We start from the raw sequence: 15,410 nt of genomic DNA, 5'->3' as shown, positions 1-15,410 counted from the left end.
TTTGCCGCTTTGCTCGACTGCGGCTAGTTCAACCGGCGCTGGCTGGCCGTGTCGCGGTACCAATCGAACGGCTGTTCGTGGGTCGCGACCATCACGCTCTTGGTGTTGAAATGGTCGTCGAAGCTCTCGGTGCCGCATTCCCGGCCGATGCCGGAATCGTCAACGCCGCCCCAGGGCGAGGCCGGATCGAGTCGGTGGTGATCGTTGATCCAGACGATCCCGGCCTTGACCGCGGCGGCCACGCGATGCGCGCGCGCGACGTCGCGGGTGCGAATGGCGGCGGCGAGGCCAAAGGGCGAATCGTTGGCGAGCCGGAGCGCGTCGGCCTCGTCCTTGAAGGGGGTCACCGAGGTGAAGGGGCCGAACACCTCCTCCTGGAAGATCCGCATGTCGGATTTGACGTCGGCGAACACGGTCGGTTCGACGAAAAAGCCGTTGTCGTGGCCCGCGACCTTTGCGGCCACGCCGCCGGTGAGCAGCCGCGCGCCGTCTTCATGACCGTAGCGCGCATAGCTGAGAACGCGGTCGCGCTGGCGTGCCGAGATCACCGGCCCAAGCTGCGTGTTCGGATCGAACGGATCGCCAATGCGGATGGTGCGGGTCTTGGCCTGCAGCTTTTCGACGAACTCGTCGTAGATCGAGGCCTGCACGATATGGCGCGACGCGCAAACGCAGGTTTGGCCGGCGCCGATGAAGGCGCCGAACGCGGCATAGTTGACGGCGCGGTCGACGTCGAAATCGTCGAATATCATCACCGGCGTCTTGCCGCCGAGCTCCATGGTCTGGTGCGCGAACACCTTCGCCGCGGCGCTGCCCGCGATGCGGCCGGCTTCGGTCCCGCCGGTCAGCACAAGCTTGTCGATGTCGCCATGCTCAGCGAGCATCTTGCCGGCGCTCTGGCCGAGGCCAAGCACGATGTTGAAGACGCCGGGAGGCAGTCCGGCCTCGCTGAAGATCTGGGCGAGCTTCAGTGTCGTCAGCGGCGTGTATTCCGATGGCTTGACCACGGTGACGCATCCGGTCGCCAGCACGACGGCAAGCGACTTGCACAGGATCATGAGCGGGTGATTGAAGGGCGTGCAGTTGGCGACGATTCCGATCGGCGTGCGCAGGGTGTAGTTCAGATACGCGCCTTCGACCGGGATGACGGAATCGCGGCGCGACAGCGCCAGTCCGGCGAAGTAGCGGAAGAAATCCGGCAGGCGCGAAAGCTGCGCGCGGGTTTCGTTGACCGGACGGCCGTTGTTCAACGTCTCCAGCCGGTACAGCGTGTCGAGATTGGCCTCGAACGCGTCGGCGAGCCTGTTGACGAGCCGGGCGCGCGCCCTCGTGTCCATCCCGCCCCACGCCTTGCCTTCGAATGCAGCGCGAGCGCTCTTCATCGCACGGTCGATATCCGCGGCGGTCGAATTCGGAATGCGGGCGATGACGTCGCCGGTCGCGGGATTGCGGACGTCGAGCATCTCGCCGTCTCCGGCCCCGACCTCGCGTCCGTCGATGAAGTTGCCGTGGATCTCGACGTCGATCGTCGCGGGCTTCGACGGAATGTTCATGATGACCTCTCTTCGACGATGACGGCGTTGCGCTTGAGTGCCGGCAGCACGCGCTTTTCGGTCGCCGCGATGTGAGCCTTGATGATGCGGGCCGCGGTGCGTGCCTCGCGCCGCTGCATGGCGTCGATCAATGCGACATGCTCGGCCACGAGCTTCGCCGGGTCGTGGCCCTTCAGATTGGAGACGCTGACGCGCACCAGCCGATCGGCCTGGCCGATCAGGTCGCAGAGCGTGGTCGCCATGCGGCGGTTGCCCGATGCGTGCGCCAGCGCCGAGTGGAAGCCGCGATTGTAGGTGATGAAGTCCTCATGGCTGCCGGAGAAGCGACGGAATTCATCGAGTGATTTCAGGATGCTGTCGGGCGCGCTCTCGATTGCTTCGGCGACGCAGGCCGGTTCGAGCGCAAGGCGGAAGCGCAGCAGATCGCGGGCGTCGGACAGCGAGATCGGATTGACCCGGTAACCCTGGCGGGGCTGCACCGTCACGAGGTGCTCGCGCTCGAGCCGCAGCAGGGCGTCCCGGACCGGCTGGCGGCTGACCGCGTAACGCTCCGCCAGATCCTGCTCTCGTATTTCATCACCGGGAGCAAGCTGGCACGATAAAATATCAGATCGCAGGTTTTCGTAGATATTCTCGCGGAGAAGGATCATTTTTATTGGGCCTCCCTGCCCAGTAAAATGCAGTTTGTGAAATATCACGTCAAGCTGAAATCCTTGAAATCCGCGTGATTTGATTTATCAATCGTCCGCAGGGGCGCTTTGGAGCCCCAATGCGCGAATTTCGGGCGCGATTTGAAAGAGAGCGACGATGGACAGGCTTTTGGCCAACCGCACAGTCAACGCAGCCCAGTCGGGCGAAGGGCCGCCGCTGGTCCTGTTTCACTCGCTGCTGTCGGATCGCGCGAGCTTCGATGCGATCGTGCCGGAACTTGCCCGGTCGTTTCGGACCATCGTGCCGGAACTGCCGGGATTTGGTCGGTCGAGCGCGGTTGAGGGTGGCCTTGCCGCGATTGCCGACCGGATGGCGGACGCGGTGCATGACGCGGCTGATGGCACGCCGGCCATCGTGCTCGGCAATGGTTATGGCGGGTTCGTCGCGCTGCAAATGGCGATCCGCCACCCGGCGATCGCGAGCCGGCTGATCCTCGCCGACAGCGGTGCGGCATTCTCCGAGCCGGGCCGCGAGGCGTTTCGCAACATGGCCAGGGTTTCACGCGAGAAAGGGCTCGCCGCGATCACCGACATTGCAATGCGCCGGCTGTTTGCACCGGATTTCCAGGCACAGCATCCCGCGCTGATGCAGGATCGCCGCGACGCATTCCTGCGCACCGATCTCAACGTGTTCTGCGCGGCCTGTGACGCGCTGGCGAGCCTCGATCTTCGTGCCGAACTACGCAGCGTGACGGTACCGACACTCGTCGTGGTCGGCGAATATGACGAGGCGACGCCGCCGCCGATGTCATACGAATTGGCAGGCGGCCTGCCGAGAGTCAGGCTCAGGGTCATTCCGGGATGTGCGCATGTCCCGCAACTGCAATCGCCAAAACTGTTCCTCGATACGATCGGCGATTTCCTGGCGGTCAAGCATAACGCGCCCGCCTGAGGCGCGCGCAAAGGGCTGGATCGCGCCGCGGGTCACGCGGTGGCGTGCCGACAATTTGGGCAGAACGCCCAGCTAATGCCGTTTGACGCGACAGCATCTCTGCCTAGTCTGACCGGAGACGGAGATGAAACATGCGAGCGATCCTTGATCACTGCACCGGCGGTCGCAGGCGCAGCCTGCCGGCGGGCACGGATTTCATCGAGGAGGGAGGCAAGACCGGTCATCTGTTCGTGCTGCTCGAGGGCAAGGTGGAAGTCGTCAAGGGCGACAGCCTGGTCGCCGTCATCGACGAGCCCGGCGCGGTGTTCGGCGAGATGAGTGTGTTGCTCGACCGGGCGCACAGCGCCAAGGTGCGCACGGCCACTGATTGCGTCCTGTACGAGTTCGACGATGCGGCGTCGTTCCTGCGCGAGCAGCCGGAGGTGGCGCTGCTGATCGCGCAGCTCCTGGCGCAACGGCTTCATGTCGCCACGACCTATCTTGCCGACCTGATGCACCAATATGCCGATCACGGCACCCATCTGGCGATGGTCGGCGAGGTGTTGCAGAGCATGATCAACCTGCCGCCGATGCAGGTCGCGCCAGGCTCGGATCGGCAATCCGATCCAAGGATATGAGCCAGTCCGGCGCCTCGCGCACGGGAGCCGCCGGCCGCGACAGCGGCGCCTTGAGATCGATCATCTGCGCATCGCCGGCGGCGAGCCAGAACGCCTTGTCCTGCGCGAGATCGAGCACGATGTAGACCGGAGGCCGGCCGGGCTGCAGGCCGGTGTTGAACACCCAGCTCGCTCCGATCCGGTCGAACCACGAGCCCATCTGGATGAACGGCGACTGATGCACATGGCCCGAGATCACCAGCGCCGGATGGTGGCGCTCGATCCAGCCGAGCAGCTCGGCGTCGCCGAAAAAGCGCTTGCCGCCCCAGCTGGTCGGCGAATCCGCCGGCGGGGCGTGATGGACCCAGACCCAGCGGCGGTGCGGCATCGCGGCCGCCGCGCGAAGCTGATCGTCGATCCGCGCCTTGACCAGCGGGCCGTCCCACCACGGGCACACCGTGAACAGCGTGTCGCCGATGGCCAGATTGTCGCCGTCGCAGGCGACGCCGAACTCCCTGATGCCCGCGACCCAGCGCGCGATCTTCTCGCCCTCCGGGTTGCGCTCGTCGAGGTCGTGATTGCCCGAGCAGAAGATCACCCGCGTGAGATCGGCGAGCCGCGACAGGTATTTCGTGACGACGACGATCTGGGCGCGGAAATCGACCGCCGAGCCGAGGTTGAGCGCATCGCCTGCGAAGATCACGAGATCGAATTGCGGTGCCGCCGCCAGCAGCCAATCGAACTGCGGCAACGAGTAATGCAGATCGGCGACGACAAGACAGCGCATCGGTGAAATCCGAATGCCCGGAAAACGGGCGGGGCCGCACGGCAATGATTTCAAACAAGCCAAATCGCAGCAAGATCTATGCCGCGCCGCGCGGATCCGACGCGACAGATGTTCGCAGTGTCCTGGAATCGGCCGGCAAGAGCGGGAAGGGCGGATCGCTGCTCACGCCCTTGCTGTGGCGTGGGCGAAGGTCACCTCGATCAGCGTGCCGGTGCGGCCGCCGGTCCGGATCTGGAATTTGGCGCGATTGGCTTCGACCAGCGCCTTGGTCAGCGACAGGCTGACGCCGCCGGAGCCGGCCTGATCTGATGGCGTCGGGGCGCGGAACGGCTCCAGCGCGGCGGCGACCTCGTTGTCGTTGAGACTCTGCCCGGTGTCGCGCACGCGCAGCATCACCTCGCCGAAATCCGACAGCGCGGTCGAGACGATCACCTGGCCGCCGGCATTGGCGAGATGGATCGAATTGCCGATCAGGTTCAGCGTGATCTGGCGCAACGCGCGGGCGTCAGCGACCACAGGCGGCAGCGTGTGGGCGAGCGAGGTGCGGATGATGATGCGCTCGCGGTTGGCCTGCGGCTGCATCACAGCGACGCAGCTCTCCACCATCTCGTTGAGGTTCTGGCTGGCGAAGGCGAGGTCGAGCTTGCCGGTCTCGATCCGCGACAGGTCGAGCAGATCGTTGACGATCGCGATCACCCGCTCGCCGGAGGCGCGGATGTCCTTCATGTATTCGACATAGCGCTCGTTGCCGAGCGCGCCGAAGCGCTCGCCGATCATCACCTCGGCAAATCCGATGATGGCGTTGAGCGGCGTGCGCAGCTCGTGGCTGATCCGCGCCAGCATGTCGGACTTGGCGTTGGCGGCGCGTTCGGCGAGCCGCCGCGCCTCGCGCAATTCGCCCTCGCTCTTCTTCGTTTGCGACAGATCACGGAACACCGCGAAGAAGTTCGGTCCATCGGCGCGGGTGCGGCCCATCGTCACCGACAGCGGGATGATGCCGCCCTGGCGGACGCGGCCGAGCGTCTCGCGGCCATGGTCGAGCAGGCTGGCGACGCCGGCCGATTTCAGGCTGGCAAGATAGTCGAAGATGCCGTGCTGGCTTTCCGGCGCGAACAGATCGGCGAGCTTGCGGGTGACGAACTCGTCGCCGTCATAGCCGAACAGCGCCTCGGCGCTGCGGTTGCAGGAATGGATGTTGCCGTCGGCATCGAACATGATGATGCCTTCGGCCGCGGTGTCGAGGATCGCGCCGAGCTCTTCGGCGTCGGCCTGGCCGGCTTGCGGCTCAGCCGGCGCAAGCAGCGGCTCGGCGGCCGCCGCAGGCTCCGGCTCGGATAGCGCGGCGGCGATCGAGGCATCCTCGTCCAGCGTGCGCGAGAAGATCAGCGCCAGCGCGGAATCGTCGTCCCAGGTGATGGTGTGCAGCCGCGCCTCGGCGGACACCGACTGCGCGCCGTGCTCGGTGCTCTGGTTCGCGGAGATCGTCACCGGCGTGCCGGTGCCCGACGTGCTGCTCGCCTGCGAGACGCCGGGCTCGACATAGAGCGCGTCGAGACCGCCGGCGGCTTCCAGCGCGTGCAGGCTGTCATGGCCCATGCGCGAGAGGAAGGCGCGGTTGGCATAGAGCAGGCGGTCGAGCCGGTAGATCAGGATGCCGACCGGCAACAGATCGAGCAGCGCGCGGTCGCGCCGGGAGTCGGCGCGCGGCGCCGGCTCCGCCGCAGCCAGCCAGCTGGCCTTTGGTGTTTCCGCCGGTGTCTCCAGCCGCGCGATCGCCTCTTGCGCTGGCGCCTCTGCTTGCTGCGGCGGTTCGCTTGCGGGCGGCGCTTCGGCGACCGGCTCGGCCGGCACGCTGTCGTCCGTCGTCGCGGCGAGGCCGGCCTCGTTCTCGAGCCGCGCCGACAATTGACGGGCGAGCTCGTTGAAGGCGTTGTTCTCGACCGGCGTCAGCGACGGCGGCCGGGTGTCGCCGGCGGGACGGAACGGCACCACATTCGGTGGCGGGTCGTGACGCACTTCGTGCGTTTCCTCGTGCGTTTCCACGGCGTGATCCGGATCGGCTCGGTGTGAAGTCTCTGCGGCTGTCGGCTCGGTCAATTCCTCGGGTGGTGCTGCTGCGGTCGTGTCGGGCGGCGGCTCCGCGTGCGGCGGAGGATTGTCCTGTGGCGCGGCGGGCCCAGGCGGCGCAACGGTGCGCGGCGCCGGTGCGACATCGGCCGACAGCGATTGCGGCGCGACCGTGCCGCTGAAGAACTCATAGCGGCGCAATGCGGCGAGTCGCGCAAGCCCGTCGAGGTCGCGACACACACCAAAGCCGCGATAGCCGGCGAAATTCCTGGCACGATCGAACACCGGCAGGCCGGACAGTTCGACCGGCAGCCGGCCGCCGCCGTCGACCGGCCAGTGCAGCGTGATGCCGCTCCAGGTGTCATGGCTGGCGAACGCCTGCATGACGCGGCCTTCGGGATCGAGGCCAAAACTCTCGGCGATGTCGCTCCACAGCCGGCCGAAGCCCGCCGCGGTGTGCAGGCCGATCAGGCGGGTGAATTCATCGGAGCCAAGCGAGAAGCGGGCCTCATGGTCCATCTGCCACATGAAGCGCAGCGGATGGCGCCGCACCGGCAACGGCTCGTCGAGCCATGATGGTGGTGGCACCGGCGCCAATGTCGCGGGCTCCGGCTCGGCGGCAGGCGGCGGCGCGGGCGCATCCGCGATCGCATAAGGCGAGGGGGCGGGATCGGCCGGGGGCGCCGATATTTCCGGCGCGTGCGTGCGTGCCGTCTCTGCGAGATCAGGCGCAGGCTGTTCGACCGGCGCTTCAGCGGGTGCTTCGATCAGCGCTTCCGACAGCGGCTCCTCGACGGCGGGGCTTTCGTCGGGCGTGGTGTCGAGAGGTGCAGTCTCGACGGGCGTCGGCTCTGAATGCGTGAGTTCTGCCGACGCAAGTGGCGGGGCAAGAGGCGTAGGCTCTTCGATCTGCGCGCCGTCCGGCACTTCGATCAGTGCTTCCGACAGAGGTTCCTCGGCGGCAGCTGTTTCGTCTTGCGTGGTGTCGAGAGCTGCGGTCTCTACGTGCGCCGCCTCTGCTGCCGCGGCAGATGGAGCAGCATTCTCAGGTTCGGATTTAGCCGCGCTGACGATCGGCTCGATCGTGACGCGCTCTTCCAACTGCGGATCCAGCGCGTCGAACAAGGCGATCGGTGCTGCGCTGGCCGTCGCGGGCGCTTCGTCATGCGCAACGGCTTGTTCGATAACTGCAGGTGCTGGCGGCGGCTCTACGGCCATGGCCTCTTGCTGCGCTGGCGCTGCGGGAGCCGGTGCTTCGCGCGCCGGCGTCTCCGGCTCAACCGGCGCAGGCACGATCGGCGCCGGCCTTGCGGCGAGATGCGCCGCCGGCTTGATCAACGCGACCAGCGCGCGATCGGCGCCGTGCCCGATCCGCTGCAGCACGACGCGGCCGATCGCAACGCTCGCCGCCGCGCGGCCCTGCGCCAGCGCCTCACCGCGCGCGGCATCGAGACCGGCTTCGGTGAGGTCGTGCAGGCCGGGCAGCGTACGCGCCGCCTCATTGGTTGCGACCAGCAATCCGTTGCTGGTGAAGGCGGCGGCCGGACGCGGCAAGCCCTGCAGCAGCCGCTGCAGGCGTTCCGCGAGCGGCATGCCGCGGCCGGTCGCGTTGAGCGCCGTCATCAGGATGCCGTGGCTGCCGTCCGGCAGGTCGATCCGGGCGCAGCCGCAGGTCGCGAGCATGCCGGGCGCAGCGCCGAAGCCGCGCAGCCGCTCCAGGCGGACCGCGCCATTGGCGTTCAGGCTGTGGCCGAGCCGCGCGACCTGGCGGCGGTGCGGATCGGCCGGGCCGAAGCCGCGCTTCGCCAGCTCGGCGCCGTTGGCGGCACCGAATACCTGCGCGCCGACCGGATTGGCCCAGAGAATCCGCGCGCCGTCGGCCGCCCACAGCCATGCCGGCAGGGCGCCCGTCGCATGATCCGCCAGCCTGACATCGCCGAGCGCCTGGATCTGGAATTCCGCGTCACTCATCACGCAAGATTTGACCGCATGGGTTTGGCTTTCTTCCTTAAGCTCAGCCGAAGGCCCGGCAGCCGCAGGACGACAGCCTTAACAGAAGGTTAGTATCGCAACTGGGGGGCGGCAGGTCCATGTCCGCAGCGAAACTGCCCCCGCCAAAGCCGGGATAACGTTAACTCGGCTGAACGATCCACAGCCGTTTGGCGTTGTCGGGCAAAGAGAGGTTGCTGCGAGCCGCGCGATGCGGAACCAGGCGGCGCCGCGTCACACCTGCGATTGCAGTGCCACGATATATATTCTGCCGTCTATCTTGCCCTGGGCCCGCAGGGCCAAGCGGCGGGCCGATCAGCAAGCGAGGGAGAGCGACCATGAGCGACAACGGGCGTGACCATTTCGAGATCCCCAAGTTCGAGATTCCCAAGGATATGCGGTCGATGGCGGAGGCGAGTTTTGAGCAGGCGCGCAAGGCGTTCGAGCAATTCGTGACCAACGCCAAGGACACCGCCGGCAAGATCGAGGAGCGCAACGCCACGGTGCGCGCCGGCGCCAAGGATCTTTCGGCCAAGGCGCTGTCCTATGCCGAAAAGAACGTGCAGTCGTCGCTGGACTACGCCGAGGCGCTGCTCAAGGCCAAGGACCTCAGCGACGTCATGCGGCTGCACAGCGAATATGTGCAGGGCCAGATGCGCTCGCTCGCCGAGCAGGCCAGCGAGATGGGCCAGGCCGTCAGCCGGGCCGCGATGGACGCGGTCAAGCCGAAGAACTGACGAAGCGCATTGGCCGCGGCCGACCCCGGCGCGTTCAGCCTCGGTCGGCCGCGGTAATCTTTTGTTCCGTCAGATAAAAAATGTGGCGTCGCACGCGATCTTACGTTGCGTTGCACAAAATTGACATGATATGGGTGTTTATTAGGCGCGCCCGACGAAGGGCACTCCCGTGAATCAAGGCAGCGTGATCCATTTCAGCGCTCCCGGCCTGATGGGCTCCGGGACGTTCGCAATGGTCACATCTACTCACCCGTTGCGAAGGATTACACGTATGACCAACCCGTCCGATCCGTTTTCCGCCTCGATCATTCCGTTTGAAGTTCCCGAGCAGATGCGCGCGTTCGCCGAGAAGGGCGTTCTGCACGCCCGCGACAGCTACGCCAAGTTCAAGGACGCCGCCGAGACCCACAACTCGACGGTCGAGGCCGTGTTCACCTCGGTGAGCAAGGGCGCCAGCGAGTATTCGGCCAAGCTGATCGAGTTCTTCAAGGCCAACACCACCTCCTCGCTCGACTTCGCCCAGGAGCTGTTCAGCGTGAAGTCGCCGACCGAAGCGGTCGAGCTGTGGACGTCGCACGCCCGCAAGCAGTTCGAGACCTATACCGCGCAGGCCAAGGAACTGGCCGAGCTCGGCCAGAAGGTCGCCAGCGAGACCGCCGAGCCGATCAAGGCCAGCGCCTCGAAGTTCTACAAGCCGGCCGCCTGATCGCTGCCGTTTGGGAGACCAGCGAAAGGCCCGGGCCGAAGCGGTCCGGGCCTTTTTGCTGGGCAGGAGCCCGTCAAGCGGCCCGACATAACAGCGGAAATCGGCGCGTTACGGCCTTGCCAAAGCGCGGCGTTGCACCTAGTTTCCGCCCGAAATCGCCGCCCCGCTTGAGCGGGCCGCGGGATGCAGTTGTAGCTCAGTTGGTTAGAGCGCCTGTCTGTGGAACAGGAGGTCGGTGGTTCGAGCCCACCCAACTGTACCACTCAAATCAACCACTTAGCGGTTCCCGGTCCGTTCGATCATCCCTAAATCGAAGATTAGGTAGCGATTTAGGTAGCCTAGCGCTCACGGCTTGATCGCATCCCTTAGCTCTTCCTGTCTGTCTTGGTTTTTGAAGATGTTGCCGGGGTATGAGTCGGGGAATTTGTCCGCAATCGCGGAGATGACAGCATCGAGGAATTTCAAGGCCAGCTTTTCGCAGGTTGTCTTCAATGAAGTCAGGTCAGTTGCTGGACTCGATAGCTGCACCAAATCTATCTTCGAAAAGACGCAGAATAGGATGAACCTATTGCCGTGTACCGCGATTAGGCGCTCTCTGCCCTCCAAGTCATCCGCTTTTTTTGCAAGTGTAGCGTCGACCGTATTCATCAACTGGACGATGTTCCATAGATAGACTGCGGTTGTGCTGTCGTTGAACAGTTTGATGTAGGGTTCCTTCTTAATATCGTCCCACAAGCCGCTGATGTATCGCTTGGCCGCTACCGCCAGTCTGAGATCTCCTGACGCGCAAGCGGCGGCGACTGTCGCCGCCCGGATGGTGAAACCAGAAGCGGCTGCGGGGTCGGCTTCGCCTCGCCTGAAAGCATACGTGATCCCTAGCTGAGTTGCTTCCCGCTTCAGCCGGTCCTGATTTGGATCGAAGGCGACAAAGTCCGACGCATTGAGATCGTTCTGAGTATTGTTCGAACGAGTTACACTTGATGCAAATCCTTCGGGGGTATTCTGCAACGAAATGATGCGAACGTGAACGAGTACGTCATCCAAGCTCGTCTGCGCGGTTTTTGCTTTGGCGAGCGATCCGATTGTTTGCGCGCCATTGATGACGCTGATCTTCTTGACGTCGAATATACCGGTGTCAGTTTTTGTTCCGCCAATCGGCTGCTTTGCAAATGAGTCGCATATGGCCGTCACCCCATTGTTGAAGTACCAAAAATGACTGGGCTCTTTGTCTGCCGTTTCTGCGATCCCTTCGTTTACTTCCGATTTCTCGATCACGTATCGTAAGTTTTCCGCGAAGAGCTTGGTGCCGTGGTCTTCATACCACTTGGCGATGTCCACGGCGGAAACTGCTCCATAGATCGCGTCATAAGGCTTCTGCAAACGTCCCCAATTTCTTAGCATGACGGAGACATCAATGTCTGAGGCGCGCACCTTCGATCTAGCTATGTGGGTGACGCTGGCAAAATCAATTTCCTTGAGCTCGAGAAAATCGCTCTGGATCTTGTTTTGCTCGCTCAAGAAATCTGCGATCTTGTTGTTGATGTTCTTTGCTATGCTTTTATCGCTCGTGTGCGCGAGCAGCATTACAAACGTTGTTTCTATATCCTTGAGCGTCGACTCGATTTTAGGTCGAAATGGGTGAAGGTTTTTATTTTCGGTCGTCCACTTCAATTCCAGAACGCTTTTTACGCCGTCACGAAATCGAGTGAAGTCGACAAGGTCGACCCCCTTCAACCCCGAGCGCCATTTGCTCTGCACGAAGTAAATGATCTTCTTCTTTTCATCGATGTGGATTGCATCAATCCCGTCGTCGGCGCTGCCATCGGTTACGCATTGCGCTGCCTGGTCCGGCACTAGACCAGCATCGTCCATTAGTGCGAGAGCAGCGAGTGAACGGGTCAGAAAATAGCCTTCCTTCTCTTTCGCGGGCTTAGTTGCCACATCCGAGAGTTTGATTGATCCATCAAATAACGCGTGGAGGCGATCCGAAAGTCTCGTAAGCAACAGTTGACGATTTGCAGCCATATATGGAGCCCCCTTCAAACCGCGCAGTAAAGGTGGGTTTCCGAGTACAATTCAAGGGCGAGTGCTCAAAAAAGCTACGGAATATACAGGAAAACCTCGGCCGGACACGGCGTATGCGCCATTCTGACGAGATGCGCGGCGTTGACATTGCGCGGCTAGCGTGCTGCAATTTTTTCGGTTTTAGCCGATGACCACGTGGCGTCCTATCAGGCACTCCAACTCCTCAGATGCGGCGGTCCAAGCGTTCGCACATAGGCGGAGAAACAGAGGTAGGAGGCTGGCAACAACGGGCGAAAGTAGGCTCTCGACGATTTGAGCGTCCAAAGCTCTCTTCGCTCGAGCAATGGGACCTCGTTTTCACAAAACACACAGTCTGTGTGCCTGTTCGCACGCGCATATGCGCGGAGGACAGGTCGACGAGGATTTATGCCTATGCGCAATCGACGCTTCCAGTCTCGCCCGTTGAGCAAGATCAAAGGCCAGAAGATCAACTGGCTGCTTCGACCCTTCATTCCATCCGGCTTCATCACGACTGTCGCCGGGGATGGAGAGGTCGGAAAAACGACGATGATCTACGACATCCTAGCCCGCATCACGACCGGCGAGCCCATGCCCTCGTTTGGGGGTGAACCGCAGACGGAGCCGGCCAAGGGTTCTGTTGTCATATTCTGCAAAGAAGATCATCCCGGCTTGATGATCAAGCCCAGGATGCGTGCAGCAGGTGCAGACATGAAGAAGGTACATCTGATCGGCATCGAACAATCCGACCGCAGGAACGACTTCGATGTTATCACTCGCTTGGACACTACGATTGGCGAGGTCGAGCGACTCATCAGCGAATTGGGAGATGTCGTCGCGATCCTGATCGACCCAATCACGGATTTCGCCGGAGACCTTAATCTGTATCGAGAGGATCAGGTCAGGGAGTTTCTGCAGCCGATTGCTCAGCTAGCCTCACGGTATGGCATTGCGGTGATCAATGTTCTTCACTTGGTCAAGGACGTCCGGAAGAAGCCTCGTCAGCGCATCCTCGGCAGCGTTGGACTCGTCAACGTCTCTCGCTCCGTTTTGATGGTGGGGAGTGGGAATGGGACGGGCCGCAGGTTTCTGATGATGGAAAAGGCGAACCTTTGGCACGAGAAGAAGGCCGTTGCGTTCGCGATGAGCAACTACGAAGGGCAGCCTACCATTGAATGGGATACGGAGTGGGAGGATGTCGATATCGAGGAAGTGTTAGCCGGGAAGAGCACGCATGTAACCAAGGTACAGCAAGCCATGTTCATCATTCAAAACTGGTTAGCTGATGGAGCAAAGCCGGCGCGCGAGGCTGATCGTCTCGCGCAGGAAGCCGGCTTCCACATCAACACCTTCAAGGCTGCGAAGAAGGAGGTCGGAGTTGTCAGCGTAAAACGCGACGATGGCTGGTGGTGGTGTCTGCCGCAAGAGCACAAACAGGGTGATGCTGATGATGAAGCGCCTATCAAGCGCGAACGTCTACACTGATTGTACCCTTGTGCTCTTGTACCCTTGAGAGTACCCGCCGCCGCCCGGAGAATGAGGCAAATCCCGACGACGGCGGGGTCTAGATGCCTGCCGCGCCGGGCGGAAACCAGCCGCAGGCTGACGGGGTTGTTTCATGAAGGTCGGACACTCGCCGTCTTGTCCGCCCCCGACCGCCCCGTTGACGCAAACGGCCGGGCGTTACCCCTCCGCGGGGAAGTGACGCCAAAGCGCGGAGGGAAGAAGATCATGCTGCGTTCGCCTTGGATCGCGACGTCACGAGCCCAAGCAGCGCCCGAATGTCCACGTTTGCCCTGTGCTCGATCACGGTGCCTTCGCGAGCAGCAGCATCGATGTGGGCGCACTCGTATCTCTCGGCTTCAAACAATTCGGTCTTGATCTCGTCGAGACGCGTTTTACGCTCATCGGCATCCATCTGCCGACCGGACTGCGGCATCTTGTCAATCAACGCTTCAAGCCGATCCTGCAGCAGCGTCGGATTGATCCATGCAAAGATTGCTTCGGGAGAAATCAACTTGTTCTCTCCGAATGAGAGCTTGAATTTGCCGTGCTCGATGATGAGGAGCGGCGTTCCATCCGAAGCGAGCCACTGAACATAGAGCTTGGCCTGTTGCTTCATTTCTCTGACTGTCGGCGATGCACGCTCGACACGACCACGCTCGGAGATCAACTCCACGATCCGGCCGCGCAAGCGTTGCACGGCTTGCAGATGGCTCTCGTCCGTCTTCGCTTTGGACCGGATCGGCCGGGCATCTTCAAGATCGACGTTGGCGGGCAGTTGTTCCAGAAATCGCGCGACCTTGGCGTTGAGGTCCGCGAGTGCCCTGTATCGATCCTGATAGTCGGGTTGCAATGCCCGTATCCGAGCGATCTCTCGCTCGATGACGGGTATTCTGTCACGCGGCGCTGTGCCGAGCGAGCTCTCCGTTTCCAATATTGCTCGCTGATTGTACGTCATCAAGGTCAAGGCCTGCTGCTCGGCATCCTTCAACGTTGCGAGCTTGGCCTGCACTCGTGGTGGTAATTCGTTTCGCATTGGTCACCTTTCATGTGGTGAGGCCCGTCGATGTGACGAGCCTCATTGGTTCACTGCTTCCAACTGTCCTCTAGGCGCTTATCGCGGCGGGACAGTAGGTCGTCGTGCGAGAGAGCGCCCGGACACGTGTCGCGCGACTGGGGTAGCTGCTGATCGATGACCGGGGGTGGCTTTCGCCAGGCATTGGTCAAAGCAACGTCACGCTGTTCACGGAGTTGCTCCCGTTCCGAGTTCGCGGAAGCATCCACGGACCGGTAGCCCGGTCGATGGAGCGCAGCTTGCGGCGCGGAGCCTTTGGCTAACGCCATTGCCCCGTCGAATGTGTTTTCCCCGTGCCCAAAAAAGGCGCGCTCGAACACCCCGCGCTGATCCGGAGGGAGCCCGTCGACCTGGGCCTGCAACTGAGGATCGGCCAGAGCATAGCCAACCGTTGAGTCGGTACGCTTGATCGCGACGACGTTCCTCTTTGCGAGGTCGAGCGCTTGCCTGAACCCCTTTCGAGTCAAATGGTCTTTGAATAATACCATCTGGTTCGGAGTGAGCTTCGCAGCATCGAGCAGCGCTGCTTGCTTGTGGTCCAATTCCAGATTGGGGAAGGCCACCTTTGCGTCGAACTGCTCGATCCGCCTCGCGGACTGTGCCGCTGTCATGGCTGCCATCAAAGTCGGATCCCCGTGGTCCATAAGTTTCATGTGGGTCCGAATGCTGTCTCCGTCCTGGAGAATGTCGTTCGGACGTCGCACAGTCCGGCCATTCCGGTCGATGATCTCGTGGTCGTGCGTGGTAGTCAT

General features: G+C 62.7%; 12 protein-coding genes and 1 tRNA gene. 6 read left to right on the top strand and 7 right to left on the bottom strand.

Going from position 1 to position 15,410, the window contains the following annotated elements:
• Nucleotides 1-23: 23 nt before the first annotated feature.
• Together ACVMDN_RS32145 and ACVMDN_RS32140 are read right to left on the bottom strand one after the other, a co-directional pair.
• Nucleotides 24-1,553, bottom strand: a complete 1,530-nt coding sequence (locus ACVMDN_RS32145; protein ID WP_076829640.1) for an aldehyde dehydrogenase — start codon at nt 1,551-1,553, stop codon at nt 24-26.
• Entirely contained in the window at nt 1,550-2,203 is a 654-nt protein-coding gene (locus tag ACVMDN_RS32140; protein WP_076829643.1) for a GntR family transcriptional regulator, read from the bottom strand. Before ACVMDN_RS32140 ends, ACVMDN_RS32145 begins: the two co-directional genes overlap by 4 nt.
• A gap of 157 nt (nt 2,204-2,360) precedes the next feature.
• Between ACVMDN_RS32140 and ACVMDN_RS32135 the strand changes: the two genes are divergently transcribed.
• Together ACVMDN_RS32135 and ACVMDN_RS32130 are read left to right on the top strand one after the other, a co-directional pair.
• Nucleotides 2,361-3,155 (top strand): alpha/beta fold hydrolase, encoded by a 795-nt coding sequence (locus ACVMDN_RS32135; protein WP_076829645.1) that lies wholly within the window; start codon nt 2,361-2,363, stop codon nt 3,153-3,155.
• A gap of 131 nt (nt 3,156-3,286) precedes the next feature.
• On the top strand, nt 3,287-3,772 hold the full coding sequence (locus tag ACVMDN_RS32130) for a Crp/Fnr family transcriptional regulator (protein WP_076829648.1): 486 nt from the start codon (nt 3,287-3,289) through the stop codon (nt 3,770-3,772).
• Here the strand turns inward: ACVMDN_RS32130 and ACVMDN_RS32125 are convergent.
• Together ACVMDN_RS32125 and ACVMDN_RS32120 are read right to left on the bottom strand one after the other, a co-directional pair.
• Nucleotides 3,711-4,538 carry a metallophosphoesterase family protein gene (locus tag ACVMDN_RS32125; RefSeq protein WP_076829651.1) on the bottom strand — a complete coding sequence of 276 codons (828 nt, stop codon included), beginning with the start codon at nt 4,536-4,538 and terminating at the stop codon, nt 3,711-3,713. The genes ACVMDN_RS32130 and ACVMDN_RS32125 overlap by 62 nt on opposite strands.
• 162 nt (nt 4,539-4,700) lie before the next feature.
• The gene (locus tag ACVMDN_RS32120; RefSeq protein ID WP_076829654.1) at nt 4,701-8,576 is read right to left on the bottom strand and encodes a PAS domain-containing protein; all 3,876 of its coding nucleotides are present in this window, start codon (nt 8,574-8,576) and stop codon (nt 4,701-4,703) included.
• Between the two features lie 356 nt (nt 8,577-8,932).
• Here ACVMDN_RS32120 and ACVMDN_RS32115 point away from each other — a divergent pair, with 356 nt between their 5' ends.
• From ACVMDN_RS32115 to ACVMDN_RS32105, 3 genes are all read left to right on the top strand, one after another.
• Nucleotides 8,933-9,331, top strand: coding sequence for a phasin family protein (locus ACVMDN_RS32115; protein ID WP_057019032.1), 399 nt, complete (start codon nt 8,933-8,935; stop codon nt 9,329-9,331).
• A 271-nt stretch (nt 9,332-9,602) separates the two neighbouring features.
• Entirely contained in the window at nt 9,603-10,037 is a 435-nt protein-coding gene (locus ACVMDN_RS32110) for a phasin (RefSeq protein ID WP_456834697.1), read from the top strand.
• 185 nt (nt 10,038-10,222) lie between these two features.
• Nucleotides 10,223-10,299, top strand: a tRNA-His gene (locus ACVMDN_RS32105).
• Between the two features lie 83 nt (nt 10,300-10,382).
• Here ACVMDN_RS32105 and ACVMDN_RS32100 read toward each other — a convergent pair.
• A complete protein-coding gene (locus tag ACVMDN_RS32100; RefSeq protein ID WP_456834698.1) occupies nt 10,383-12,062 on the bottom strand; it encodes an AIPR family protein in 1,680 nt (559 codons plus the stop codon).
• Between the two features lie 432 nt (nt 12,063-12,494).
• On the opposite strand from ACVMDN_RS32100, the gene ACVMDN_RS32095 reads away from it, so the two are divergent.
• Complete coding sequence (locus ACVMDN_RS32095) at nt 12,495-13,565, top strand: AAA family ATPase (RefSeq protein ID WP_456834699.1); 1,071 nt, start codon at nt 12,495-12,497, stop codon at nt 13,563-13,565.
• Nucleotides 13,566-13,809: 244 nt separating this feature from the next.
• Here ACVMDN_RS32095 and ACVMDN_RS32090 read toward each other — a convergent pair whose 3' ends face one another.
• Both ACVMDN_RS32090 and ACVMDN_RS32085 read right to left on the bottom strand, forming a co-directional pair.
• Complete coding sequence (locus ACVMDN_RS32090; RefSeq protein ID WP_456834700.1) at nt 13,810-14,619, bottom strand: hypothetical protein; 810 nt, start codon at nt 14,617-14,619, stop codon at nt 13,810-13,812.
• Between the two features lie 50 nt (nt 14,620-14,669).
• Nucleotides 14,670-15,410, bottom strand: a complete 741-nt coding sequence (locus ACVMDN_RS32085) for a hypothetical protein (RefSeq protein ID WP_456834701.1) — start codon at nt 15,408-15,410, stop codon at nt 14,670-14,672.

The sequence above is a fragment of the Bradyrhizobium sp. USDA 4510 genome, from assembly GCF_054059095.1.
The sequence above is the reverse complement of the archived record's forward strand: the minus strand, read 5'-3'. Positions and strand labels throughout refer to the sequence as shown.